16 protein-coding genes and 1 pseudogene are annotated in these 24014 nt (G+C 72.0%); 7 read left to right on the forward strand and 10 right to left on the reverse strand.

The annotated features are described in order from the left end of the window. Nucleotides 1-28 precede the first annotated feature (28 nt). Both KUM32_RS05045 and KUM32_RS05050 read left to right on the forward strand, forming a co-directional pair. A complete protein-coding gene (locus KUM32_RS05045; protein WP_217140569.1) occupies nucleotides 29-1960 on the forward strand; it encodes a hypothetical protein in 1932 nt (643 codons plus the stop codon). Between the two features lie 72 nt (nucleotides 1961-2032). Next, nucleotides 2033-2749, forward strand: coding sequence for a TetR/AcrR family transcriptional regulator (locus tag KUM32_RS05050; protein WP_217140570.1), 717 nt, complete (start codon nucleotides 2033-2035; stop codon nucleotides 2747-2749). Between the two features lie 12 nt (nucleotides 2750-2761). Here KUM32_RS05050 and KUM32_RS05055 read toward each other — a convergent pair whose 3' ends face one another. The 8 genes and pseudogenes from KUM32_RS05055 to KUM32_RS05090 form a co-directional block, all read right to left on the reverse strand. Beyond that, nucleotides 2762-3124, reverse strand: a complete 363-nt coding sequence (locus tag KUM32_RS05055; protein ID WP_217140571.1) for a 5-carboxymethyl-2-hydroxymuconate Delta-isomerase — start codon at nucleotides 3122-3124, stop codon at nucleotides 2762-2764. Between the two features lie 55 nt (nucleotides 3125-3179). Continuing rightward, nucleotides 3180-6209 (reverse strand): annotated as a pseudogene (gene pulA, locus KUM32_RS05060) (pullulanase-type alpha-1,6-glucosidase); the annotation flags it as partial. Nucleotides 6210-6893: 684 nt separating this feature from the next. Continuing rightward, entirely contained in the window at nucleotides 6894-9023 is a 2130-nt protein-coding gene (locus tag KUM32_RS05065) for an FG-GAP-like repeat-containing protein (RefSeq protein ID WP_217140572.1), read from the reverse strand. Nucleotides 9024-9073: 50 nt separating this feature from the next. Further along, complete coding sequence (locus KUM32_RS05070; protein ID WP_254405054.1) at nucleotides 9074-9613, reverse strand: hypothetical protein; 540 nt, start codon at nucleotides 9611-9613, stop codon at nucleotides 9074-9076. A gap of 553 nt (nucleotides 9614-10166) precedes the next feature. After that, a complete protein-coding gene (locus KUM32_RS05075; RefSeq protein WP_217140573.1) occupies nucleotides 10167-11849 on the reverse strand; it encodes a glycoside hydrolase family 13 protein in 1683 nt (560 codons plus the stop codon). 191 nt (nucleotides 11850-12040) lie between these two features. Beyond that, nucleotides 12041-12952, reverse strand: a complete 912-nt coding sequence (locus tag KUM32_RS05080; RefSeq protein WP_217140574.1) for a sugar ABC transporter permease — start codon at nucleotides 12950-12952, stop codon at nucleotides 12041-12043. Nucleotides 12953-12965: 13 nt separating this feature from the next. Beyond that, on the reverse strand, nucleotides 12966-13970 hold the full coding sequence (locus KUM32_RS05085) for a carbohydrate ABC transporter permease (protein WP_217140575.1): 1005 nt from the start codon (nucleotides 13968-13970) through the stop codon (nucleotides 12966-12968). A 127-nt stretch (nucleotides 13971-14097) separates the two neighbouring features. After that, nucleotides 14098-15369 (reverse strand): extracellular solute-binding protein, encoded by a 1272-nt coding sequence (locus KUM32_RS05090; protein ID WP_217140576.1) that lies wholly within the window; start codon nucleotides 15367-15369, stop codon nucleotides 14098-14100. A gap of 379 nt (nucleotides 15370-15748) precedes the next feature. Between KUM32_RS05090 and KUM32_RS05095 the strand changes: the two genes are divergently transcribed. Further along, nucleotides 15749-16783 (forward strand): LacI family DNA-binding transcriptional regulator, encoded by a 1035-nt coding sequence (locus tag KUM32_RS05095; RefSeq protein WP_217140577.1) that lies wholly within the window; start codon nucleotides 15749-15751, stop codon nucleotides 16781-16783. An 81-nt stretch (nucleotides 16784-16864) separates the two neighbouring features. Next, complete coding sequence (locus tag KUM32_RS05100) at nucleotides 16865-17728, forward strand: phosphatase PAP2 family protein (protein ID WP_217140578.1); 864 nt, start codon at nucleotides 16865-16867, stop codon at nucleotides 17726-17728. A gap of 50 nt (nucleotides 17729-17778) precedes the next feature. Here the strand turns inward: KUM32_RS05100 and KUM32_RS05105 are convergent, their stop codons facing one another. Then, nucleotides 17779-20772, reverse strand: coding sequence for a bifunctional [glutamine synthetase] adenylyltransferase/[glutamine synthetase]-adenylyl-L-tyrosine phosphorylase (locus tag KUM32_RS05105; RefSeq protein WP_217140579.1), 2994 nt, complete (start codon nucleotides 20770-20772; stop codon nucleotides 17779-17781). A 217-nt stretch (nucleotides 20773-20989) separates the two neighbouring features. Between KUM32_RS05105 and KUM32_RS05110 the strand changes: the two genes are divergently transcribed. The 3 genes from KUM32_RS05110 to KUM32_RS05120 all read left to right on the forward strand — a co-directional run bounded on the left by KUM32_RS05110 (nucleotide 20990) and on the right by KUM32_RS05120 (nucleotide 22036). Then, nucleotides 20990-21253, forward strand: coding sequence for a type II toxin-antitoxin system Phd/YefM family antitoxin (locus KUM32_RS05110; protein WP_217140580.1), 264 nt, complete (start codon nucleotides 20990-20992; stop codon nucleotides 21251-21253). Then, nucleotides 21250-21504: a Txe/YoeB family addiction module toxin gene (locus KUM32_RS05115; RefSeq protein ID WP_217140581.1), complete on the forward strand. Its 255-nt coding sequence runs from the start codon at nucleotides 21250-21252 to the stop codon at nucleotides 21502-21504. Before KUM32_RS05110 ends, KUM32_RS05115 begins: the two co-directional genes overlap by 4 nt. 85 nt (nucleotides 21505-21589) lie before the next feature. After that, complete coding sequence (locus tag KUM32_RS05120) at nucleotides 21590-22036, forward strand: VOC family protein (protein WP_217140582.1); 447 nt, start codon at nucleotides 21590-21592, stop codon at nucleotides 22034-22036. A gap of 180 nt (nucleotides 22037-22216) precedes the next feature. Here the strand turns inward: KUM32_RS05120 and KUM32_RS05125 are convergent, their stop codons facing one another. Beyond that, nucleotides 22217-23971: an NAD+ synthase gene (locus tag KUM32_RS05125; RefSeq protein WP_217140583.1), complete on the reverse strand. Its 1755-nt coding sequence runs from the start codon at nucleotides 23969-23971 to the stop codon at nucleotides 22217-22219. Nucleotides 23972-24014: the final 43 nt, after the last annotated feature.

The raw sequence follows: 24014 nt of genomic DNA on the forward strand, positions 1-24014 counted from the left end.
AACCGCCGACTCGTTCGTTCTGCCGAACGTGCAGCCACAGGATGTCGCCCCGAGCCCCACACCGGCCTCCGCCTCCCCGGCCGACCCGGTCGTCGACGTCGAGCAGGCCGAGGCCGCGCTCGTCGAGCACTACCCGCGCCTGGTCCGGCTCGCCTACCTGGTGCTGCCACCGGGCCTCGGCCGGAGCCGGCGCGTGCTGACCGCGCACGCCCTCGCCCAGCGCGCGCTGCCCCGCAACCGGACGCCGGCGCCCGTGATCCCGGCCCAGTCGACCGGCGGTGCCGCCGACCCCGGCTACGCCCTGGTCCGCCTGCGGGTCGTCCGTACGGCGCTGGAGGCGGGCCTGCCGCTGCGGCGCCGGGCGTGGCCCAAGCGGTCCCAGCTGCCGCCGCTGCTGCCCCGGGTGCGGGGGCTCCAGCTCTTCCCGCGCTCCGGCGGCGCCGACGAACTCGCCCTGGACCAGCGGCTGGCCGCCCTCTCCGCGGCGGGCCGGGCGGCGTACGTGCTGCGGGGCCTGGAGAGGCTTCCCGACGACGAGGTACGCCGGTTGCTCGGCGACGCCGGGGCCGCCGACGTGGAGGCCGCGCTGCGTGAGGCCGACGAGGTGCCCGGCCCGCCCGCGCTGCTCGGCTCCGTCGCCTTCGACCCCTGCTCGCTGCAGGCCCGGCCGACCGACCTGTTGCGCCGCCGGCGGCACGCGCGGGCCGCGCTGGCCGCCGGAGCGGCCCTGCTGGTGTGCGGGGCGCTGCTGGGCCTGCCCGGCGACGGCCCGGGGCCGGACGGCGCCGCCGCCCCGCCCTACGCGCGGAACCCGGCGGCGCAGGCCGCCCTCGATCCCGGCCGGCTGACCAAGGTCGCCCCCTCCGCGTGGAAGACGTCCGCGCGCACCGACTTCTCGGTGTGGCCGGCGCGCGGTGGCCTCACCGGCGACAAGGCGCTGCTGCGCCGGGCCCTCGCCGTCTGGGCCCGGCCCGGAAAGGCCGTGAGCGTCTCGGCGACGCCGGGCACCGCGACCGGCGGCCCGTCCGGACCGCCCCGGCTGCTGTACGCCGGGACCGTCGACCACGCGCGGGTGGTGATCCTCCACGACGGTCTGCGCCTCGTCAGGTACGCCGAGCCGAAGGACGGCACGGCCGGTGCCGCGCTGGACTTCACCCGCACCGACGGTGCCCGCCGGGCGGAGGCGAACGCGGTGGTCCTGGGCCGGGCCGACGGCAACATCCGCTATCTGACGGCGCCCTGGGTGACGAAGGCCGCCGCGCGTGACCTGACCGATCCGGGCGCCGGCACGATGGACCTGACGCTGTCCGGGGGCGTGACCTCGCCGCTGGCCGGGCCGGGGCAGGAGGAGTCCGGAGGGTGCACGTCCTGGAACGTGCTGCAACTGACCGACGGCTCGGCCACCCGCCTGATGACGGACCTCGGCGAGCTGGTCCCGGCCCGTCTGACCACCGGGCACCCCGGCTCGGCGAAGGACGCCGCCGGCGCCGAGGCGCTGCGCACCTGGGCGCCGTACGCCTGCTCGCTGGGCGCGGTGCGGGGGCAGGGCGTGCGGTCGGTCAACGCCTGGGAGTTCGCGGCGCAGCCGCTGCCCGACGCGAGCGGTTCGGCCACGTGGGTGTGCACCCGCGCCGAGACCTGGCGGGGTGACGGGGTCAGGGTGCTGGCCCAGTTCCGGACGCCGGGCGGGGACCGGGGCGTGGTGGCGGCGAAGGCGCAGGACGTTCCCGCGTGCGGCAAGCGCGACCCGCAGGTGCTGGCCGGGGTGCTGTGGAAGTCGAAGGGCGGGCACTGGTACCTGCTCGCCGCCGGCGGCCGTGACACGGAGGCGATCAGCGCGACGGGCGGTATCACGGGCTCGGCCGACAAGAACCTGCTGACGGTGAAGGCCGAGCAGGGCGCGCGGGCGAAGCTGAAGGGCACCCTGGAGGACGGGCGGACGATCAGCGGACTGCGCTGACGACCGACGTGTGCGTGCCGATGGCCGGTACGGCCCCCTTCGGAGGCCGGATTCGATCGGTAAGGTGTTCGCATGACGACCGGGGTGCGCCGCAGAATGGGTGTCGAGGAGCGGCGGCGGCAGTTGATCGGCGTCGCTCTCGAACTGTTCGGCCACCGCTCGCCCGACGAGGTCTCCATCGAGGAGATAGCGTCGGCGGCGGGCATCTCGCGCCCGCTGGTGTACCACTACTTCCCCGGCAAACTCGGCCTGTACGAGGCCGCGTTGAAGCACGCCGCGGACGACCTCGCGGCCCGGTTCACGGAGCCCGGCGAGGGTCCGCTGAGTGCGCGGCTGCTGCGGATGACGGGCCGCTACTTCGATTTCGCCGACGAGCACGGCCCCGGTTTCTCGGCCCTGATGCGCGGCGGTCCGGCCGTCGCCGCGGGCGGGGCCTGTTCCCTGAGCACGGCCGCCACGACCGACGCGCTCGTCGCCTCCGTACGGCAGGCCGCCTACGTCCGGATCCTTTCGCACCTGGACGTCACCGATCCGCCGGCGCGGCTGGACCTGGTCGTCCGCTCCTGGATCTCGCTCGCCGAGTCGACGGCCCTGATCTGGCTGGACGGGCGCCGCATCCCGCGCGCCGAGCTGGAGACCCAGCTCGTGCGCGACTTCGCCGCGCTGACGGCGGTGAGCGCCGCCCAGGACGAGGAGATGGGCGCCCTGCTGCGCCGGGTCCTCGACGCCGAGCCGGCCGACGGCCCCTTCGGGGACCTGCCCGGCCGGCTCGGCGGCCTCGCGAGGTAGCGGGCCGACGGGCTAGGACCGACTCTCGAACTTCCGGTACGACGGGTCCAGGTCGCGGACCTCGGCGGAGGCGTGCAGGGCGATTCCGTCGCCCGGCTTGACGTACTGCCGCAGCAGCTCCAGGACGGCCTCGGTGAGGCGGGCCTTGGTCTCGTCGGTGCGGCCGGCGAGCAGCCCCAGGGTGACGTGCACGACGGCGTGTCCGTCGGTGTCGGGGCCGACCGTGGTGTCCTCCCCCCGGCGGAACTGCGTCTTGCACGCCGGCGGCTTGGCGGCCGCGATCTCGACGACGGCGGTGTGCAGCGCCCGCGCGAAGGCGGGCCGGTCGAAGTCGTCCGCCAGCTCGGCGGAGTAGTCGACGGTGATCTGCGGCATGAGCCCTCCCGTTGCGTGAACAGCAGGGCTCACCCTAACCGCAGTGCCGCGTCCGTCAGCCGGCCCGCTGGAACACGGCGACCGTACGGCCCGGCACGGCGAACGTGCCGGTCCCCGCCGTGTACGAGGACCCCTTCACCACGGGGTCCGCGCCCGCCGCCTGCACCGGATGCAGCCGGTAGCCGGTTCCGGCCGCCGCCCCGATCCGCTGCTCCTGCCGCTCGGGCGTGGCGTTGAAGACCACGACGAGGTCACCGAGACGCATGGTGATCACGCCGGGGGTCTCCTCCGTGCCGGAGAGCGGGAAGGAGAGCCGGGACTGCACCTGCCCGGCGGTGGCGAGGGAGAAGTCCTTCTCGCTCGTACGGATCCTCAGCAGGTCGCGGTAGGCCGCCGAGGCGCCCGTGATCTGCGGGCAGCCGGTCTTCACCGTGCCCAGCAGGGGCTTGGCGTAGGGCCACTTGTCCTTGTTGTCCGCCGCCGGGGGCAGCCCGCGGCCGAAGCCGTTGCCGTCGGCGCAGTTCCAGTGGATGGCGTTGAACCAGTCGCCGCTGTCGAAGGAGTTGCGGTCCAGCGACTTGGAGCGCAGCAGGTCGGTGCCCGCCTGGGAGAGCGCCGGGCCCTGGGAGAGGGCGGCGGTCGCCATGGCGAGGACCTGCATGCGGGCCCGGTCGTCGGGGGACGTGTCCCTGGGCAGCTTGAAGGCGAGCGTGTCGAACAGGGACTCGTTGTCGTGGGCGTCGGCGTAGGCGAGGGCGTCGCCGGGTGCCTCGGCGTATCCGGCGGGGGCGCCGTTGTAGTCGACCTCGGAGCCCTTGACCTCCTTGCCGTCGGTGTCCGTGAAGGTGTAGCCGGCGAGGTTGCCGGAGAGACCGACCTTGATCAGGTCCTGGTAGTGCAGCAGCCGGGCCCGCTGCTCGGCCTCGGTGCCGTTGGCCTTCGAGGAGTTGGGGTCGGTGAACAGGCCGGAGGCGAAGCCCTGGACGCCGGGGTCCTCGTCGAAGGGGCCGCCGCCGCGCACGGCGTCGCGGGCGCGGTCGGAGAAGGTGGCGATGCCGGTGCCGGCCATGTTCTTCTGGGTGGCCTGCACGAAGCGGGCGTCGTCGGCGACCTCGCCGAAGTTCCAGCCCTCGCCGTACAGGATGATCTTCTTGCCGTCGACCCCGTCCTTCTCGACGGTCAGCGCGTCCAGGGCCTCGCGGACGGCGAGGATGTTGGCCTTCGGGTGGTGGCCCATGAGGTCGAAGCGGAAGCCGTCGACCTTGTACTCCCTGGCCCAGGTGACGACCGAGTCGACGACCAGCTTGCCCATCATGGCGTTCTCGGTGGCGGTGTTCGCGCAGCAGGTGCTGTTGGCCACCGAGCCGTCGGCGAGGAGCCGCTGGTAGTAGCCCGGCACGATCCGGTCGAGGACGGACGTGTCCGCCTGACCGCTGGCGGCCGTGTGGTTGTAGACGACGTCCATGACGACCCGCAGGCCGTCCTCGTTGAGCGCCTTGACCATCTTCCGGAACTCGACCGTGCGCTCGGTGCCGTCCGGGTCGGTGGCGTAGGAACCCTCGGGGACCGTGTAGTGGTACGGGTCGTACCCCCAGTTGTAGGCGTCCTTGGCCGCCGTCTTCGCCACGCACTCCTGCTGCTTGTCCGAGTCGGCCGGGAGCGCGGCGAGGTCGCAGTCGACGCTTGCCCGGTCGGACTCCTTCTCCGGGACGGTGGCGATGTCGAAGGCGGGGAGGAGATGGACGTACGAGGTGCCCGCCTTCGCCAGCTCGCGCAGGTGCCGGGAGCCGTCGCTGTCCTTGTCGGTGAAGGCGAGGTAGGTGCCCGGGTGGTCGGCGGTGCGGTCCTCGACGGAGAAGTCGCGGATGTGCAGCTCCTGGATCTGGGCGTCCCTGAGCGGCACGGCCCTGGGCTTGCGGTAGCCGTCCCAGCCGCGCGGGGCGAGGGCCCGATCGGCCAGGTCGACGACGAGGCTGCGCTCGGAGTCGGTGGTCAGGGCGAGCGAGTACGGGTCGGTGACCTTGTTGGTGACGACCTCGCCGGCGCTGGGTGACCAGACCTTCACCACGTACCGGTAGGCCTCGCCCTTCCAGGACCTCGGGCCGGTGACGGACCAGACGCCGGTGGCGTCGTCGCGCCGCATGCGGACGGTGCGGTCGCCGATCTCCAGCTTCACGTCCTGCGCGGTCGGTGCCCACAGGGAGAGGGCGGGCCGGCCGTGGCGGAAGACCGGGCCCAGGTCGGCCTCGGTGGCGTCGGCCGCGTAGAGGTCGTCCAGGGCGCCGGCGGTCTGCACGCCCGTCGCCGCGAGGACGGCGCCGTCGGCCGCGCGCTGGGAGGCGACGACCTGGCCGCGCAGCGCCTCGCGCACCCGGCCGCGGTCGCGCGGGTCGACGGACCAGGCGGTGTACTCCTTCAAGTGCGGGTACCGCGCCTTCTGGGCGTCGGTGAGGGTGGTCCGGGTCAGGCGCAGCCACCGCTCGTCGTCCCCGGTCAGCGTGCCGTTCACGGCCTTGACCGAGCCGGTGCGGGAGGTGACCAGCTGGGTGGAGGCGGCGCCTTCGGAGCCGTTCCAGGCGACGGTGTTCCGGTCGATCCAGACCGCCTTGGAGGTGGTGAGGTCGATGGCCGCCGCCGAGCCCGCGGGCTGTGGCAGCAGGTGCTCCTCCCGGCCGCTCAGCAGCCACACCTCGTGACCGTCGGCCTTGAGGTCCAGGGCCCGGTCGGTGGGCAGGTCCTTCTCGTCGCCCTTGTGGAGGACGTAGCCGAGGCTGCCGGCGCCCTCGGGGAGCGGCACCTCGAAGACGGCGCCGTAGGAGTCGGTCCGCACCGGCCGCAGCGGCTTCGACCATTCGGTGGGGTTCGCGGCGTCGCCCCAGACGTGCAGACCCCAGCCGTCGTAGTTCCCGTCGCTCCGCTTGTAGTGGACGATCGCGTGGTCGCGGGAGGTGGCGGTGGGCGGCTGTGCGACGGGCGGGGTGCCGGTCGTCGAAGCGGCTGTGGCGCTCGCGGTGCGGCCCGCCGAGTCCACGACGCCCGCCTTGTAGCGCAACGCGGTCCCGGCGGGGGTGTCCTCGCCGATGGTGGTGCCGAGGCCCTTGATGTAGTCGAGCTTCTCGGTGAGGCCCTTGAGGTCGCCGCCCTGGTAGAAGCCCGTGTCGGTGGGGTCGTGACCGGTCGCGAGCCGGGTGCCGGTCAGACCGCCCTTGTCGTTGCGGGGGTCGCCGTTGGCGAAGCGGTCCGGCAGGACGGAGTAGAACTGCTCGCGGGTGAGGTCGTGGCGGGCGTCGGCCCCGGCCGGCTTCGCGTCGGACGGGGGCGGGGGCGGGGCGTCGGCCCGCGCGGCGAGCGGCTGGACGAGCGAGGCCGCGAGGGCGGCCACGGTGACGGCGGCGAGCCGTGGCACAAGGGCCCGTCCCGCTGCGGCTGTTCGGCGCCTCCCGGGCGCCGGCGATCTCGGTATCACAGGTGTGAACTCCTTGCGCTTACGGCTCGATCGGGTCCGACCCCGGCGAGACGGTAGCGTCGCCGCAAGGATTACAGCAAGGGTCTTGAAAGCAACGGAAAGGAATTTCACGGCCCTTGCGCCCGTGACCCGTTCAGCCGGTGGGTCCGCCCGCCCGCGGCGCGGGCGCCGTGTCGGCGGACGGGTGCCCGTCGGGGGGCGCGAAGGCGAGGGCCCGCAGCTCCCTGGGACGGGAGTGCGGGCCCTCGGCGGTCGGACGTGGCGTCAGGACGCCGTCCGCCACACCTGCGTGCTACCGGCGCGTCAGTTGGCGCTGCGCAGGAAGGTGCTGCGGTTGATGTCCCACCCGGTGGTGGTCGCGCTGGCCCAGCCGGGGGCCGCTCCGTTGATCTTTCCGTCGGACCTGCTGGTCCAGGTGAACGCCCGCACCTTGCCGTCGCTGTATCCGTAGACGGCGGCGAGGTCGTCGAGTCCGTCGCCGTTGTAGTCGCCGGGGACCAGGCGCATGGCGGAGTACGTGAAGTTGCCGGCGGCGGTCGTGTAGGCCTGGACGGGCGTGCCGAAGTGACCGTCGGAGGTGGTGCTGCTGGTCAGGACGTGAATGGCGTCGTGTCCGTCGGCATAGTCGTACCAGGCGGCGATGTCGTCGCGGCCGTCGCCGTTGAAGTCGCCCGCGTTGACGTGGGTCCGGTTCCAGTCGCCGAAGGTGGAGCTGGACCAGGAGCCGATCGAGGCCTGGAACCCGCCGGTGCCGTTGGCGAGGAAGCTGTAGGTCCTGATGCTGCCGTCGGCGTGGCGGTAGAGGCCGCCGAGGTCGTCACGGCCGTCACCGTCGAAGTCACCGACGACGAACTTCAGGTTGTCGCTGTTCCAGTCGTCGTTGGTGTTGCTCCACGACGGGAAGGCCGCGTCGAAACCGCCGGAGGGGGTCGCGGTGAAGGTGAACAGCCTGTCGTCGCCGTTGTCGTAGTCGTACCAGGCGGCGAGGTCGTCGCGGCCGTCACCGTCGAAGTCGCCGCTGTGCAGCGTCATGTTCCGGGCGGTCCAGCCGCCGGGCTTGGCGTCCCAGGACGGGAAGGGGGCCGCGAAGCCGCCGTCGGCCTTGCCCAGCGCGGTGAACAGCCGCACGGAGCCGTCGCTGTAGCCATACAGGGCCGCCATGTCACCGCGGCCGTCACCGTTGTAGTCGCCGGTCGAGAACTGCATGTTCGCGGCGTTCCAGCTGCCGACGGCGGAGGAGTACGACTGGAAGGGCTGCTCCAGGGTGCCGTCGGCCGCTGCCGTGAGCGTCTGAAGGGAGTCGTGGCCGTCGCTGTGGTCGTACCAGGCGGCCAGGTCGCTGCGGCCGTCGCCGTCGTAGTCGTGGCGGACGACGGTGCCGGCGGCCCACTGGGAGACGCCCTGGGCGTCGTGGATGACGAAGTTGCCGCGGTCCTGGAGGACGGCCTTGCCCCCGGGCGCGGTGGTCTTCGACTCCCACAGCACCGTGGTGCCGTCGGTGTCGAGGACGGCGAGGTTGCCGTTCGCGTCGAAGCGCGCCGTGGCCCCGGGGTGGCCCGCGGTGCCGGTGGACCACAGCGTCCTGCCGGCGCGGGAGACGACCACCAGGTCGCCGTCGGACCGCAGCGTGAGGCGGGCGGCGTTGGACGTCAGGGTGTCCCCGGGCCTGAGGACGCTGCCGGCGGTGAGGGTGTTGCCGCCGGCGATGTTGTCGAGCCGGGGGGAGACGGCGTTGTTGCGGGTCTCGGCCGGATCGGTTCCCCAGCAACCGCCCTGCCAGGACTGGCTGCCGAGCGCGACCAGCTCGGTCCTGCCGTCCTTCTGCCGGAGGACCGGCCCGCCGGCGTCGCCCGCGCAGATGGCGTCCGCGTCGGTTCTGCCGTCGAGGGCGAGGGTGGTGTCGGTGACGGAGTCCACGACGAAGGCCGCCGTGTGCAGTTTCGTCGGCGCCCACTCGTCGCCGGTCCGGCCGAAGCCCGCGACCGTCAGTTCCTCACCCGCGACGGGGGCGGTCCTGGCGAACGCGACGGGGGTGATCCCAGTGGTGGGTGAGGCGAGACGGGCCAGGACGACGTCGCGGTCGTCCCGTGGCACGAGTTCGACGACCTCGCGGACCTGACCGGCCGTGGTGGTCAGGTCCGAGCGGCCGATGGTCGCCGTGGTCTTCCACTGGGGCTTGCCGGCGGACACTTGGGGCGAGCCGAGGGTGTCGGCGAAACACCGTGCGGAGGTGGCCAGCCACTGGGGCGCGACCAGTACGGCGGAGCAGGCCCGCCCGCCGTCGCCTATGTCGAGGCGGGCGGTGAAGGCGTACGTGCTGTCGGTGACGGGGGCGCCGGTGGCGGCCGACGCCGTGGCGGTGAGGCAACTCGCGGTCACGGCGCCGACCAGCAGGCCGACGGTCAGCGCGGCGCGTGAGCGGGGTGCGGACATCGTAGGAGTACTCGTTTCTGTCGGGAGCGGCGGACTGTGCTCAGGCCCTGTTACTTGCTGGTCCTGATCTCCACGAGCAGGTGCTCGCGCCCCTGCTCGTCCGCGCTCTCGCCCACCGGGGTCCAGGTGTTCTTCCCGATCTCGTACGTCTTCTTCTCGCTGTCGACGGTGAGATCGACCTCGGTGGCGTAGTCGTTGCCCTTGATGATGTACACCGCCGGGATCTCCATGGTCAGCCAGCCGGAGTCGCCGACGACCTTGAAGCACACCTTGTCGTTGCGGCGGGCCATGACCTCCAGGAAACCGGTGCCGCTGGCGCAGTCGACGTAGGTGATGTGACCGTCGCCGCGCTTGAGCACGATGTTCTTCTCGGCGAGGATCTTGTCGGCGCCCGGGTAGTTGAAGTCCTCGACCGCGTAGCCGGGGGCCTCGTCGGCCACGGGTACGGCGGCCTCGGATCCCGTCCCCGCGCCGGCTCCGGCGGGGAGCCCGCCCGCCAGCGCGAACCAGGCCAGGGCGCCGGCCGCGGCCGCGCCGCCGAGCACGCGCGCCACGGTTCTGTTCCGCCGCGGCTCTGCCGCGTTCGACATGCGTTTCTTCATCACATTCCTGAAAACGTCGGTTCCGGTGCAGGCCGGAACGTGATCCAACGAGAAAGCGGTCTCCGGTGACCACTGGACGGGGGAAGGAGCGCGGCGCGCGGGCACCGCACACGGCGTCCCTGTCCCTGGGCGTGTCACGACGCCGGGGGCTCGCCCTTCCGGCGCACGAGCAGGCCGTCCCGGTCGACGGGCGGAAGGGCGGGAACCGGAAGGCGGTCGGTCATTCCGACACGGAAAAGGCGGTTAAGGACGACTCGGCGTCCCGGCGGCCCGCCACCGCCACGCGGGGCGACGCCGTCGGCGCGTCGCCGCGGCCGTGCCCACCGCACCACCGCATGTCCGTGTCCCTCCCCGCGTCGTTGTCGGCCCCGGCCCGGCTTTCGGCCGCAGGCTGATCCTTGACTGCGCTCCACATCTTTCACAGTCGCTTCAAAGTCAATTTACCCCCATAGATTGACCGGATTTGATGTTTCGGGTGCCTGAAACGACCAAGGGCCCGTCACTCCGGTCGGGAGTGACGGGCCCGTGCGCTGACCGGCCGTCAGGCCGTCGTCCACCACACCGTGGTGTCCGCGGGCACCTTCGCCTCGCCGTTCGCCTCGGTCACCTCGCCGCTGGAGAGCAGGACCCGCCCGTACGCGGGCACCGTCACCGACTCGCCGGTGGTGTTGGCGACGCACACGAACTCCCCGCGCCGGAAGGCGAGGACGCCCTCGGGGGCGCGCAGCCACTCCACGGCGTCACCGGCACCCAGGTCGGCCTGCTCACGGCGGACGGCCAGCGCGTTCCGGTACAGCTCCAGGGTCGAACCGGGGTCGCCGGTCTGCGCCTCGATGCTCAGCTCGCCCCAGCCCGCCGGCTGCGGGAGCCAGCTGCCGCCGTCACCGAAGCCGTACGACGAGCCCGTGCGCGTCCAGGGGATCGGCACCCGGCAGCCGTCGCGGAAGCCGTCCTGACCGGCGCCCCGGAAGTACGCCGGGTCCTGGCGCACCTCGTCCGGGAGGTCGACGACGTCCGGCAGGCCCAGTTCCTCGCCCTGGTAGACGTAGGCCGAGCCGGGCAGCGCCAGCATGAGGAGGGTGGCCGCGCGGGCGCGGCGCAGGCCCAGCTCGCGGTCGCCGGCCAGGCGGATCTGGGTGCCGAGGCCGGGCGGGTTGGCGAAGCGGGTGGCGTGGCGGGTGACGTCGTGGTTGGACAGGACCCAGGTGGCGGGGGCGCCGACCGGGCGCATGGCGTCCAGCGTGCGGTCGATGACCGTGCGCAGCTCCTCGGCGTCCCAGTGGGTGCCCAGGTACTGGAAGTTGAAGGCCTGGTGCAGTTCGTCGGGGCGCACGTAGTTCGCGGTGCGCTCGACGGTCGGGGTCCACGCCTCGGCGACGAAGATGCGCTCGCCGCTGTACTCGTCGAGGATCAGCCGCCACTGGCGGTAGATGTCGTGGACGCCTTCCTGGTCGAAGAACGGCATGACATCGTTGCCCAGCAGCTTGAGCTGCTCGTGCGATCCGAGGTCGGGCAGGCCCTCGGCCTTCACCATGCCGTGGGCGACGTCGATGCGGAAGCCGTCGACCCCCATGTCCAGCCAGAAGCGCAGGATGGAACGGAACTCGTCGCCGACGGCCGGGTGCTCCCAGTTGAAGTCGGGCTGCTCGGGCGCGAACAGGTGCAGGTACCACTCCCCCGGCGTGCCGTCGGGCTCGGTGACCCGGGTCCAGGCGGGTCCGCCGAAGATGGACTCCCAGTCGTTGGGGGGCAGTTCGCCGTTCTCGCCCTTGCCGGGGCGGAAGTGGTACCGGTCCCGCGACGGGGAGCCGGGGCCCTCGGCGAGGGCGCGCTTGAACCACTCGTGCTGGTCGGAGGAGTGGTTGGGGACCAGGTCGACGATGATGCGCAGGCCGAGCCCGTGGGCGTCTCGGATGAGCGCGTCGGCGTCCAGCAGAGTGCCGAACATGGGGTCGACGGCCCGGTAGTCGGCGACGTCGTAGCCGGCGTCGGCCTGCGGGGAGGCGTAGAAGGGGCTGAGCCACACGGCGTCCACGCCCAGGTCGCGCAGGTACGGCAGGCGGGTGCGGACACCCTCCAGGTCGCCCATGCCGTCGCCGTTGCTGTCGGCGAAGCTGCGCGGATACACCTGGTAGATCACCGCGTCCCGCCACCAGTCGCGGCGCCCGGCGACGGTGGCAGTGGCGGAGGTGGGGGCCGGTGCGGCGGAGTGCTGCTGGCTCATGGCGTCCTTGATACGTGACGAGGAGGTTCGGGTCATGGAGTCGCGGCCGTGAAGTCGCGGTAGTGGAGTCGCGGCCGTGGAGTCGCGGCCGTGGGTGTACGGCGGCGGGTGACGAGGCGGCCGCGGTGCCGGCGGGGTCGGATGGGCACCGCGGCCGCCACCCGCGCGCGAGGCGCGGGGGTCGGTGGGCGTCAGCCCTTCGTGCCGCCGGCGGTGAGGCCGGTCACCAGGTTCTTCTGCACGAGGTAGAAGAAGGCGGAGACGGGTATCGCGACGAGCACGGCGGTCGCCGCCATCAGGTTGCGCTGCGCGTCGTGCTCGCTGATGAAGCTCTGCAGTCCGACGGCGAAGGTGTACTTCGTGTCGCTCAGCATGAACGTCGAGGCGAACGCGACCTCGCCGAAGGCGGTGATGAAGCTGTAGAAACCGGCGACCGCGAGGCCCGGCTTCGCGAGCGGCAGGATCAGCCGGAAGAAGGTGCCGAAGGGGCTCAGTCCGTCGACGCGGCCCGCCTCGTCGATCTCGAACGGGATGGTGTCGAAGTAGCCCTTGAGCAGCCAGGCGCAGTACGGCACCGCGGTCGAGCAGTAGACGAGGATCAGGCCGAGGTAGTTGTCGATGAGCCGGAGGTCGGACAGGATCTGGTACATCGGCACGATCAGCACCGCGATGGGGAACATCTGGGTGACCAGGAGGACCCACATGAGCTTCCTGTAGCCCGGGAAGCGCATCCGGGAGACCGCGTAGCCGGTGGTGGCGGCGACCATCACGCCGATGACCGTGGTGCCCAGCGAGACGATCAGCGAACTCTTCAGCCATTCGAAGAAGTTCGTGTCCTGGAGCACGAACGCGTAGTTGTCGAAGGACATCTTCGACCAGATGCGCCCGGGGTGCAGGTAGTCGTCCTTGTCCGGGCCGAGGGACAGGTAGACCAGCCAGGCGATCGGGAAGAGCGCGACGAGGCTCGCGACGGTCAGGATGCCGTGGGAGGCGAGGGAGGCGGCGCGGCTGCGCTCGCTGCGCCCGCGCACCCGGCGGGGCGGCGTGGTGGACGCGGTGGTCTGCTCCGCGGGAGCCTCGGTGGGCACGGTGGTGGTACTCATGGGGGCTCCTGCCTCAGTTCGCGAGCTGCTGCTCATTGCGGTTCAGCCAGCGGCGGTAGAAGGAGGTGAAGACGATCAGGATGGCCAGCAGCAGCATGCCGTAGGCCGCGGACTGCGCGAAGTCGCGCGGCTGCTGTCCGAACCCGAGCTGGTACGCCCAGGTGACGAGGATCTGCGCCTCGGGGGCGGTGTTGCCGAACAGCAGGAAGATCACGGCGAACTGGTTGAAGGTCCAGATGATGCCGAGCAGGACGACGGTGGAGCTGACGGCCCTGAGTCCGGGCAGGGTGACGTGGCGGAACCGCTGCCAGGCGTTCGCGCCGTCCATCTCGGCGGCCTCGTAGAGGCTGCCGTCGATGGACTGCAGTCCGCCGAGGAGCGAGACCATCATGAACGGCACACCGCACCAGGTGTTGACCATGACCGCGGCGAACCGCTGCCAGAAGACGTCCTCCAGCCACAGCGGTGTCGGCAGGTGCAGCGCTTCGAGACCGGAGTTGATGATGCCGCTGTCGGCGAGCATGAACCGCCAGCCGAAGACGGTGACGAAGGTGGGCACGGCCCACGGCAGGACCAGGATCAGCCGGTAGAAGGTGCGCCCGCGCAGCTTCTGGTTGAGCAGCAGGGCGAGGCCCAGGCCGATGAAGTAGTGCAGACCGACGCAGAGGGCGGTCCACACGATCGTCCAGATGAAGTGCGACCAGAACCTGTCGTACGCGGTCGGTCCCCACAGGATGTCGGCGTAGTTGTCCAGGCCGACGAACTTGTAGGTGGCCTCGATCTCGTTGACGCCGATGGTGCGCGCGGAGTTGAGGCTGTTGGCGTCGGTGAGCGTGAGGTAGAGGCCGTACCCCAGCGGGTACAGCACGAGGACGCCGAGCACGACGGCCACCGGCGCGATCATCGCGTAGGCGTACCAGTGCTTCTGGTATCCGTCTTTCAGACGCCGGCCGAAGCCGGGCCGCGGGGTGCGGTCACCGCGGCGCTTGCCGGTCGCGCGGTCGATGGCGACTGTCATGGTTCGACACCTTCGGGAGCATCAGGAAGATCAACTGGAGCGTCGGGCGGGGCAGGGGGTACGACGCGCGGGCCGGTGGCCGCCGGGTCCCCTCCCCCGGGGCGGGGGACCCGGCGGCCACACGGACTCACTTGCCGAAGTCCGGCACCAGCTTGGCGATCGCGGTCTCGGCGTCGCTCAGGCCCTTGTCCAAGGACTCCTTGCCGCTCGCGATCTGGGGCAGCTCGTCGTCCAGCGGGGACCACAGGGAGCTGTACTCGGGCAGCGCCGGACGCGGCTGGGCGGCGGGCAGGACCGTCTGGTAGCCGGCGATGCCCGGGTCGGCCTTGACCTCGGCGGTGTAGGCGTCCTCGCGGGTCGGCAGCGTGGAGTTCTTCAGGGCGATGGTCTCCTGGGACTTCGCCGAGGTCATGAACTTCACGAACTTCAGCGCCGCCTCCTGGTGCGCCTTGTCCGAACCGGCGTAGACCGACAGGTTGTGGCCGCCGGTGGGGGCACCCGCCTTGCCGGTGGAGCCGGCCGGGACCGTGGCGATGCCGAGGTTCTTCTTGTCCTTGAACGCGGTGCCCTTGTAGAAGTTGGTGATCTCCCACGGGCCCTGGATCGTCGAGGCGACCTTGCCGTTGACGAACGCGTCCTGGATGTGCGCGTAGGCGTCGGCGGTGGTGTCGGCCTTGTGCAGGCCCTTGCCGTCGAACAGGCTCAGCCAGGTGCCGTAGGCCTTCTCGGCCGCGGCCGACTTGACGGTGACCTTCTTGGCGTCGACGTCGACGGTGTCGGTGCCCTCGCCGTGCAGGAACGGCTGGGCGTAGTAGCCCGCGGTCGAGCCCCAGAAGCCGTCGACGCCGGTCTTGTCCTTGATGGCGGCGGCGGCCTTCTTCAGGTCGTCCCAGGTCTTGGGGGCCTCGACGCCGGCCTTCTTGAACAGTTCCTTGTTGTAGACGAAGGCGAGGGTGTCGGTGACCAGCGGCACGCCGTACGTCTTGCCCTCGTACTTGGCCTGCTCGATCAGGCTGGGCTGGAACTTGGCCTGCTCGGAGAGGGCCTCGGTGCCGTCCAGCGGCAGGAAGAAGCCCTTCTTGGCGAATGCGGGGGTCCAGCCGACCTCGGCGCGGAGCACGTCCGGGGCGCCCTGGGCGCCGGCGGCGGTGTCGAACTTGTTCTGCGCCTGGTCGAAGGGCACGTTGACGAAGTTGACCTTGATGCCCTTGTTGGCGGCCTCGAACTCCTTGACCAGGGCCTTGTAGGCCGGCGCCTCGTTGGTCGCGTTGGAGGTGTCCCAGTAAGTGATGGTGACCGGTCCGCCCGACCCGCTGTCGCTGTCGCCGTCCCCGCCGCACGCCGTCGCCGCGAGGGCGAGGGACGCCACCAGCGCGGTGGCCGCTATGCCACGCCGCATGAGTTCTCCTTGAGGTGAAAGCCCGTGTGGTGCAGGGTGCGGGCCCGTCCGCCGCTCCTGCCGACACCGACCGCGTCATTGCCGCCGTCGGGCGACGTGAACGTAACAGCGATGTAAGCACTGACGAAAGGCCTTGCAGCAAAAAAGTGCAAGAGAGTCCCGAAGTTACCCTCGCGTGACCTCCCAGCGACCGACGTGAGACGCTTGTTTACGGGGAGCGAGCGGTATCCGGCCGGTTGTGCAAGACTCTGCAAGCTCTTGCCGCCACTTTCCCCAGGGAGCCGCGATGACGCAGCAGCCCGCGCCGAGCCGACCAACAGGCCGCCCACGGCGCCCGATCGGTGTGCAAGGCGCCATCCGACAGGTACAGTCCACCCCTGTGACCACACGGCTTGCCGACATCGCCGCCCAGGCGGGGGTGAGCGAAGCGACGGTCAGCCGCGTCCTCAACGGGAAGCCGGGCGTCGCCGCCACCACCCGACAGTCCGTCCTCGCCGCCCTGGACGTGCTGGGCTACGAACGCCCCGTGCGGCTGCGGCAGCGCAGCGAGGGCCTGGTGGGCCTGATCACCCCGGAGCTGGAGAACCCCATCTTCCCGGCGCTGGCCCAGGTCATCGGGCAGGCGCTGACCCGCCAGGGCTACACGCCGGTGCTCGCCACCCAGACCCCGGGCGGCTCCACGGAGGACGAGCTGACGGAGATGCTGGTCGACCGTGGGGTCGCCGGCATCATCTACGTCTCCGGCCTGCACGCCGACACCACCGCCGACATGCAGCGCTACGAGCGGCTGCGCGCCCAGGGCGTGCCGTTCGTCCTCGTCGACGGCTTCTCCTCGAAGGTCCAGGCACCGTTCATCTCGCCCGACGACCGGGCCGCGATGAGCCTCGCGGTCACGCACCTCGTCTCGCTCGGCCACGCCCGCATCGGGCTGGCCCTCGGCCCGAAGCGGTTCGTGCCCGTGCAGCGCAAGATCGAGGGCTTCGTCCGCACCGTCCAGGACCAACTGGGCCTGAGTCCGGAGACCGTGGAGAAGGAGCTCGTCCAGCACTCCCTCTACACCCTGGAGGGCGGCCAGGCGGCGGCCACCGCGCTCATCGAGCGGGACTGCACGGCGGTGGTGTGCGCCAGCGACATGATGGCGCTGGGCGCGATACGGGCCGCCCGGCAGCAAGGCCTGGACGTGCCCAAGGACATCTCGGTCGTCGGCTTCGACGACTCGCCGCTGATCGCCTTCACCGACCCCCCGCTGACGACCGTCCGCAAGCCGGTCCCCGCGATGGGACAGGCGGCGGTGCGCACCCTGCTGGAGGAGATCGGCGGGACGCCCGCGCCGCACAGCGAGTTCGTGTTCATGCCGGAGCTGGTGGTCCGCGGCTCGACGGCGTCGGCGCCCGGCGAGCGGAACCGGCCCTGAACCGTCGGGGCAGCGGGTGCGGGCCGCACCCGGCAGGGGGATGATCGGTGGCAGAAGGCTTTTCTGGCAGACTCCATGCCCATGGGTGACGTGACCGTGAGGACTCCGGAACGCCTGCGAGCAGCCGTTCCGCGCCCCGTCACGGAGGAGAAGGGGCAGGGTCTCGTGCGGCGGCTGCGCACGCCCCGCCGGCCCCGCCTGTGGTTCGAGATCCTGCTGATCGCGCTCAGTTACTGGACGTACTCGCTCATCCGCAATGCCGTGCCGGAGCAGCGGGCGCAGGCGCTGCGCAACGCCGACTGGATCTGGCGGACCGAGCAGCAACTCGGCATCGCGGTCGAGGAGTGGCTCAACCATGCCGTGAACTCGGTGACTTGGCTGATCGTCGGCATGAACTACTACTACGCCACGCTGCACTTCGTGATGACGCTGGGTGTACTGGTGTGGTTGTACCGCGGCCACCCCGGGCGCTACGCGGCGACCCGGCTCGTCCTCTTCGCGACGACGAGCGTCGCCCTGGTCGGCTACTACCTGTATCCGCTCGCGCCGCCCCGTCTGATGAACGGCGGGCGTTTCGTCGACACGGTGATGGTCCATGAGACGTGGGGGTCGATGGCGTCCGGGGACCTGAAGAACATGTCCAACCAGTACGCGGCGATGCCGTCGATGCACATCGGGTGGTCGGTGTGGTGCGGGGTGACGATCTTCGCCCTGGCGTCGGTGCCGTGGGTGCGGGTGCTGGGGCTGGTGTACCCGGCGCTCACGCTGGTGGTGATCGTCGCCACCGCCAACCACTTCTGGCTGGACGCGGTGGGGGGCGTGCTGTGCCTGGGGTTCGGGTACGGGGTGGCGGCGGTGTGGTACGGGTCGCTGCCGCACGCGCTGCCGCGGTCGGTGCCGGGGGGCGGTGGCCGGCGGGGGGCGTGGGTGCCCGGGCGGGCGTAGACGTGCCCGGCGCTGAGGGGGGCACGACTGCCCGCGGCTGAGGGGCCGGGCTAGGCGTAGAAGAGTTCCTCCACCACCGTCCGGGCCCTGCGGGCCGTGCGGCGGTACTCGTCCAGCATGTCGCCCGCGTGACCGGGGCCGTGGCCCAGATAGCGGCCCACCGCCGCCAGCTCCCGGGGGTCGGTCGGGAAGGTGTCGCCGGCCCGGCCGCGCACCAGCATCACCGCGTTGCGCACGCGTGTCGCCAGCACCCACGCCTCGTCGAGGGTCCCGGCGCTCTCCGCCGGGACGAGCCCGGCGTCGGCCGCGGCGGCCAGGGCCCGACGCGTCCGGGTGGTCCGCAGCCCCGCCTCCCGGTGGCCGTACCGCAGCTGGAGCAGCTGCACGGTCCACTCCACGTCGGACAGCCCGCCCGGCCCCAGCTTGGCGTGCAGCTTGGGGTCCGCGCCGCGCGGCAGCCGCTCGGCCTCCATCCGGGCCTTGAGCCGCCGGATCTCCCGTACGGCGTCCTCCGCGAGTCCGCCCGCCGGGTACCGCAGCGGATCGACCAGCTCGATGAACCTCCGTCCCAGGTCCTCGTCGCCGGCCACGAACTCGGCCCGCAGCAGGGCGTGCGACTCCCACACCAGCGACCAGCGCCGGTAGTAGGCCTCGTACGACTTCAGCGTCCGCACCAGCGGCCCGGACTTGCCCTCGGGGCGCAGGTCGGCGTCGACGATCAGCGGCGGGTCGGCGCTGGGCACCTGGAGCAGGCGCCGCATCTCGGAGACGACCTTGTTCGCCGCGTCGGCCGCCTCCCGCTCGTCCACCCCGTCGCGGGGCTCGTGCACGAACAGCACGTCCGCGTCGGAGCCGTAGCCCAGCTCGTGCCCGCCGAACCGGCCCATGCCGATGACCGCGAACCGGGTGGGCAGGGTGTCGCCCCAGCCGTCCCGCACGACCGCCCGGAGCGTCCCCGCCAGCGTCGCCGCCGTCAGGTCCGAGACGGCGCCGCCGACCCGGTCCACCAGGGCGCCCTGGTCGGCCTCGACGGGGTGCGCGTCGGTGCCGTAGGAGCCGACGATGTCCGCGGCGGCCGTGCGGAACAGCTCCCTGCGCCGTACGCCGCGCGCGGCCGTGACCGCCTGGACGGCGCCGTCGGCGCGGCGGACCGCGGCGAGTATCTCCTGCTCCAGCTGGGCCCGCCCGCGCGGCGCCAGTCCCCCGGCGTCGCCGTCCCCGAGCAGTGCGACGGCCTCCGGCGCCCGCATCAGCAGGTCGGGGGCGAGCCGCCCGGCGGAGAGTACGCGGGCGAGGTTCTCGGCCGCCGCGCCCTCGTCCCGCAGCAGCCGCAGGTACCAGGGCGTCTTGCCGAGCGCGTCGGAGACCTTGCGGAAGTTGAGCAGGCCGGTGTCCGGGTCGGCGGAGTCGGCGAACCAGCCGAGCAGCACGGGCAGCAGGGTCCGCTGGATGGCCGCCTTGCGGGTCACGCCGGACGCCAGCGCCTCCAGGTGCCTGAGCGCGGCGGCCGGGTCGGCGTATCCGAGGGCGACCAGGCGCTCCCGCGCGGCCTCGGCGCTCAGCCGGGCCTCGCCGGGCGCGAGCTGGGCGACGGCGTCGAGCAGCGGCCGGTAGAACAGCTTCTCGTGCAGCCGCCGTACGACGGAGGCGTGCCGCTTCCACGCGCGCAGCAGCCCGGCGACCGGGTCGGTGCGCAGGCCGAGGGAGCGGCCGAGGCGGCGCAGGTCGGTCTCGTCCTCGGGCACGAGGTGGGTGCGCCGCAGCCGGTGCAGCTGGATGCGGTGCTCCATGGAGCGCAGGAAGCGGTACGCCTCGTCGAGCTGGGCGGCGTCGACCCGGCCCACGTACCCGCCCGCGGCCAGCGCGGCCAGCGCGTCCAGTGTCGTGCCGCTGCGCAGGGAGGCGTCGGACCGCCCGTGCACCAGCTGGAGCAGCTGCACGGCGAACTCGACGTCCCTGAGGCCGCCGGGGCCCAGCTTGAGCTGCCGGTCGACCTCGGCGACGGGGATGTTCTCCACCACCCGGCGGCGCATCTTCTGCACGTCGGGGACGAAGTTCTCGCGGTCGGCGGCCTGCCACACCAGGGGCTGGAGGGCGGCGACGTACTCGGCGCCGAGACCGGCGTCGCCGGCCACCGGGCGGGCCTTGAGCAGCGCCTGGAACTCCCAGGTCTTGGCCCAGCGCTGGTAGTAGGCGAGGTGGCTGCTGAGGGTGCGCACCAGCGGGCCGTTGCGGCCCTCGGGGCGGAGGTTGGCGTCGACGGGCCAGATGGAGCCCTCGACGGTCGTCTCGGAGCAGATCCGCATCATGTGCGAGGCGAGCGAGGTCGCGGCCCGCAGCGCCCTGGCCTCGTCGGCCCCGTCCACCGCCTCCCCCACGAAGATGACGTCGACGTCGGAGACGTAGTTCAGCTCGTGGCCGCCGCACTTGCCCATCGCGATCACCGCCAGCCGGCACAGGGCGGCGTCCTCGGGCGCGTCCGCCTCGGCGAGGGCCAGCGCGGCGCGCAGCGTGGCGGTGGCGAGGTCGGCCAGCTCGGCGGCGGTCTCGGCGACGTCGATGGTGCCGCACACGTCGCGGGCGGCGATGGACAGCAGGCAGCGCCGGTAGGCGACGCGCAGGGAGACGGGGTCGGTCGCCTCGGCGAGGCCGTGCTCGAACTCCGCCACCCCGCGGTGCAGGTCGCGCGGCTCGTAGGTGACGAGGGCCTGCCAGTCGCCGGCGTGCCGGGCGAGGTGGTCGGCGAGCGCCTCGGAGGCGCCGAGCACGCCGAGGAGGCGGTCGCGCAGGGGCTTGGACGCTATCAGCGTGTCCAGCAGCTCCCGGCGGGCGGTGGCGTCGGGCTGCGCCTCCAGCAGCCGGACCAGGCCGTGCAGCGCGAGGTCGGGGTCGGCGGTGGCGCCCAGCGCCTCCAGCAGGACCGGGTCGGCGCGGACGGGCGCCAGCTCCGCGCCGTCCAGCAGCCGCTCGGCGGCCGAGGGATCGGTGAAGCCGTGCCGCAGCAGCCGCGTGAAGGTGCTGCTCCGGCGTCCCGGCGACGTCATCTCGGCCTCCTGCTCGGACTGTCGGACCTGGCGGACCTCGCGGACCTGTGGGGACGGCCCGTCGGATCAAGGTCGTCCGGCCTTGAGCGTAACCGGGGTGCCGCGAGGAGGCGCCGGGCGTGCCGGGGAGAGCGGCCCGTGCGGCGTATCCCGGCCTCCGGTGGACCACTCCATACTCGTACGATATCTTGTACAAGCCGCGAAGGGAGGCATCGGTATGTCCATCACCGCCAGCGAAGCCCGTCAGAACCTCTTCCCGCTGATAGAGCAGGTCAACGAGGACCACGCCCCGGTGCACATCACCTCCCGCAAGGGAAACGCCGTCCTGATGTCCGAGGAGGACTTCACGGCCTGGACGGAGACGGTGCACCTCCTGCGTTCCCCCAAGAACGCCCGCCGCCTGCTCGACTCCATCGCCGAGGCCGAGTCCGGCGGCGCCCGGCAGCGTGAGCTGATCGATCCGGACGCGGAGCACGCGTGAAGATCACTTTCACGTCGCACGGCTGGGAGGACTACGTCCACTGGGCCGAGAGCGACCGGAAGGTGACCAAGCGGATCAACAAACTGATCACCGACATCACTCGTGACCCGTTCAAGGGCATCGGCAAGCCGGAGCCCCTGAAGGGCGACCTGTCGGGCTACTGGTCACGACGCATCGACGACACCCACCGTCTCGTGTACAAGCCGACCGGTGACGCGCTGATCATCGTCCAGGCGCGCTACCACTACTGACACCGCGACCCGTACGGATATCGTGCCCGGCTGATCACTGTGCTGACTTGTCCCTGATCGACGACGCAGTCGAAGGAGTCACGCCATGGACTTCACCCTCGAAGTCATTCCCCTGCCCGTCACCGACATCGACCGCGCCCGGGACTTCTACCGGGACAAGGTCGGCTTCCACGTCGACATCGACCAGGAAGTCATGCCGGGCATGCGGATCGTCCAGCTGACGCCTCCGGGCTCCGGCTGCTCGATCGCCCTCGGCGACGCCATCTGGGAGATGGCCCAGGGGCAGAGCCGCCCCGCGCCCGGCTCCTACCAGGGCCTGCAGCTGTGCGTCGCCGACATCAAGGCGGCCCACACGGAACTGGTGGGGCGCGGTCTGGACGTCTCCGAGCCGGTGCAGTACGCGCCGGACGACGGGGCCACCTTCATGTACTTCAAGGACCCGGACGGCAACGGCTGGGCGATCCAGGAGTACCGGCGCCGGCAGACGGAGCCCCTGCACCAGGTGCTGGCGGAGCTGAAGCGGCAGCGGTGACCACGTCCGCGGGCCGGCCCCTCGCCGGGGGCCGGCCCGCGGACGTGTCACGGCCGGTCTCCCGCCGTCGCCACCGCGGTTCCCGGGGCCGCGTCAGCGCCACCGCGGTTCCCGGGGCCGCGTCAGCGCCACCGCGGTTCCCGGGGCCGCGTCAGCGCCACCGCGGTTCCCGGGGCCGCGTCAGCCGGTCTCCCGCCAGCGGCTGGTGATCGGCAGGCGGCGGTCCTTGCCGAAGCCCTTCGCCGAGATCTTCGTGCCCGGCGGGTACTGCCGCCGCTTGTACTCCGCGGTGTCGACCATCCGCAGCGTCTTCGTCACCAGCTCCCGGTCGTACCCGGCCGCCACGATCTCGTCCGCGCCCCGGTCCCGGTCGACGTACAGCTCCAGGATGGCGTCCAGCACCGGGTAGTCGGGCAGGGAGTCGGTGTCGACCTGGCCCGGGCGCAGCTCGGCGCTCGGGGGCTTGGTGATCGAGTTCTCGGGGATCGGAGGGGTCTGGCCGCGGGCCTCGGCGGCGCGGTTGCGCCATTCGGCCAGGCGGAAGACGGACGTCTTGTAGACGTCCTTGATGGGCCCGTAGGCGCCCACGGAGTCGCCGTACAGCGTGGAGTACCCGACCGCCAGCTCGGACTTGTTCCCCGGCGCCAGGACGATGTGGCCCTCCTGGTTGGAGATCGCCATCAGCAGGGTGCCCCGCAGGCGTGACTGGAGGTTCTCCTCGGCGAGCCCGGTCAGGCCCAGCGAGCCCATGTACGCGTCGAACATCGGCTCGATCGCCACGGTGCGGTAGTTGAGCCCGGTCCGGCGCGCCATCTCCGCCGCGTCGTCCTTGGAGTGGCCGGAGGAGTACCTGGACGGCATCGACACCCCGTACACGTTCTCCGCGCCCAGCGCGTCGCAGGCGATCGCCGCGACGAGGGAGGAGTCGATGCCGCCGGACAGCCCGATCAGCACCGAGCGGAAGCCGTTCTTGGTGACGTAGGCGCGCAGCCCGACGACCAGTGCCGAGTAGACCTCCTCGTCGTCGTCCAGCCGCTCGGCGTGTCCGCCGGAGCGTGCGGGGGTGCAGGCGGGCACCGGCTCCTCGGACAGCACCACCCGGTCGATGCGCAGCCCGTCGTCGACCACGCCGGCCGGGGCGTCGGCGTCCGCGGCCGGCAGGTCGAGGTCCAGCACCATGCAGCGCTCGGAGAACTGCGGGGCCCGTGCCACGACCTCGCCGTCCCGGTCGACCACGATCGAGTCGCCGTCGAAGACGAGTTCGTCCTGCCCGCCGGTCATCGCGAGGTACGCCGTGGTGCACCCGGCCTCCTGGGCCCGCTTGCGCACCAGCTCCAGCCGGGTGTCGTCCTTGTCGCGCTCGTAGGGCGAGGCGTTGACGGAGAGCAGCAGTCCGGCCCCCGCCGAGCGCGCGGCCGGCACCCGGCCGCCGTCCTGCCACAGGTCCTCGCAGATGGCCAGGGCCACGTCGACGCCGCGCACCCGCACCACCGGCATGGTGTCGCCGGGCAGGAAGTAGCGGAACTCGTCGAAGACGCCGTAGTTCGGCAGGTGGTGCTTGGCGAAGGTCAGCACCACCTCGCCGCCGTACAGCACCGCCGCCGCGTTCTGCGGGGCGCCGGCGGGCTGGCCGTACTTCGGCCGGGCGGTCGCCGAGCGGTCGAGGTAGCCCACGACCACCGGCAGTCCGCCGAGTCCCTCGTCCGCGAGCCGCGCGGCGAGGGAGCGCAGGGCGGCGCGGGAGGCCTCCACGAAGGACGATCTCAGGGCCAGGTCCTCGACGGGATACCCGGTCAGCATCATCTCCGGGAACGCCACCAGGTGCGCTCCCTGCTCGGCCGAGTGCCGGGACCAGCGGACGACCGACTCCGCGTTCCCGGCGATGTCACCGACGGTGGAGTCGATCTGGTTCAGGGCGAGTCGTAGTTGAGGCACGCGCCCAGTGTAATCGTCAGAACGACGCGATGGGGTGGTGCGC

It is taken from the genome of Streptomyces sp. AC627_RSS907 (assembly GCF_019049165.1).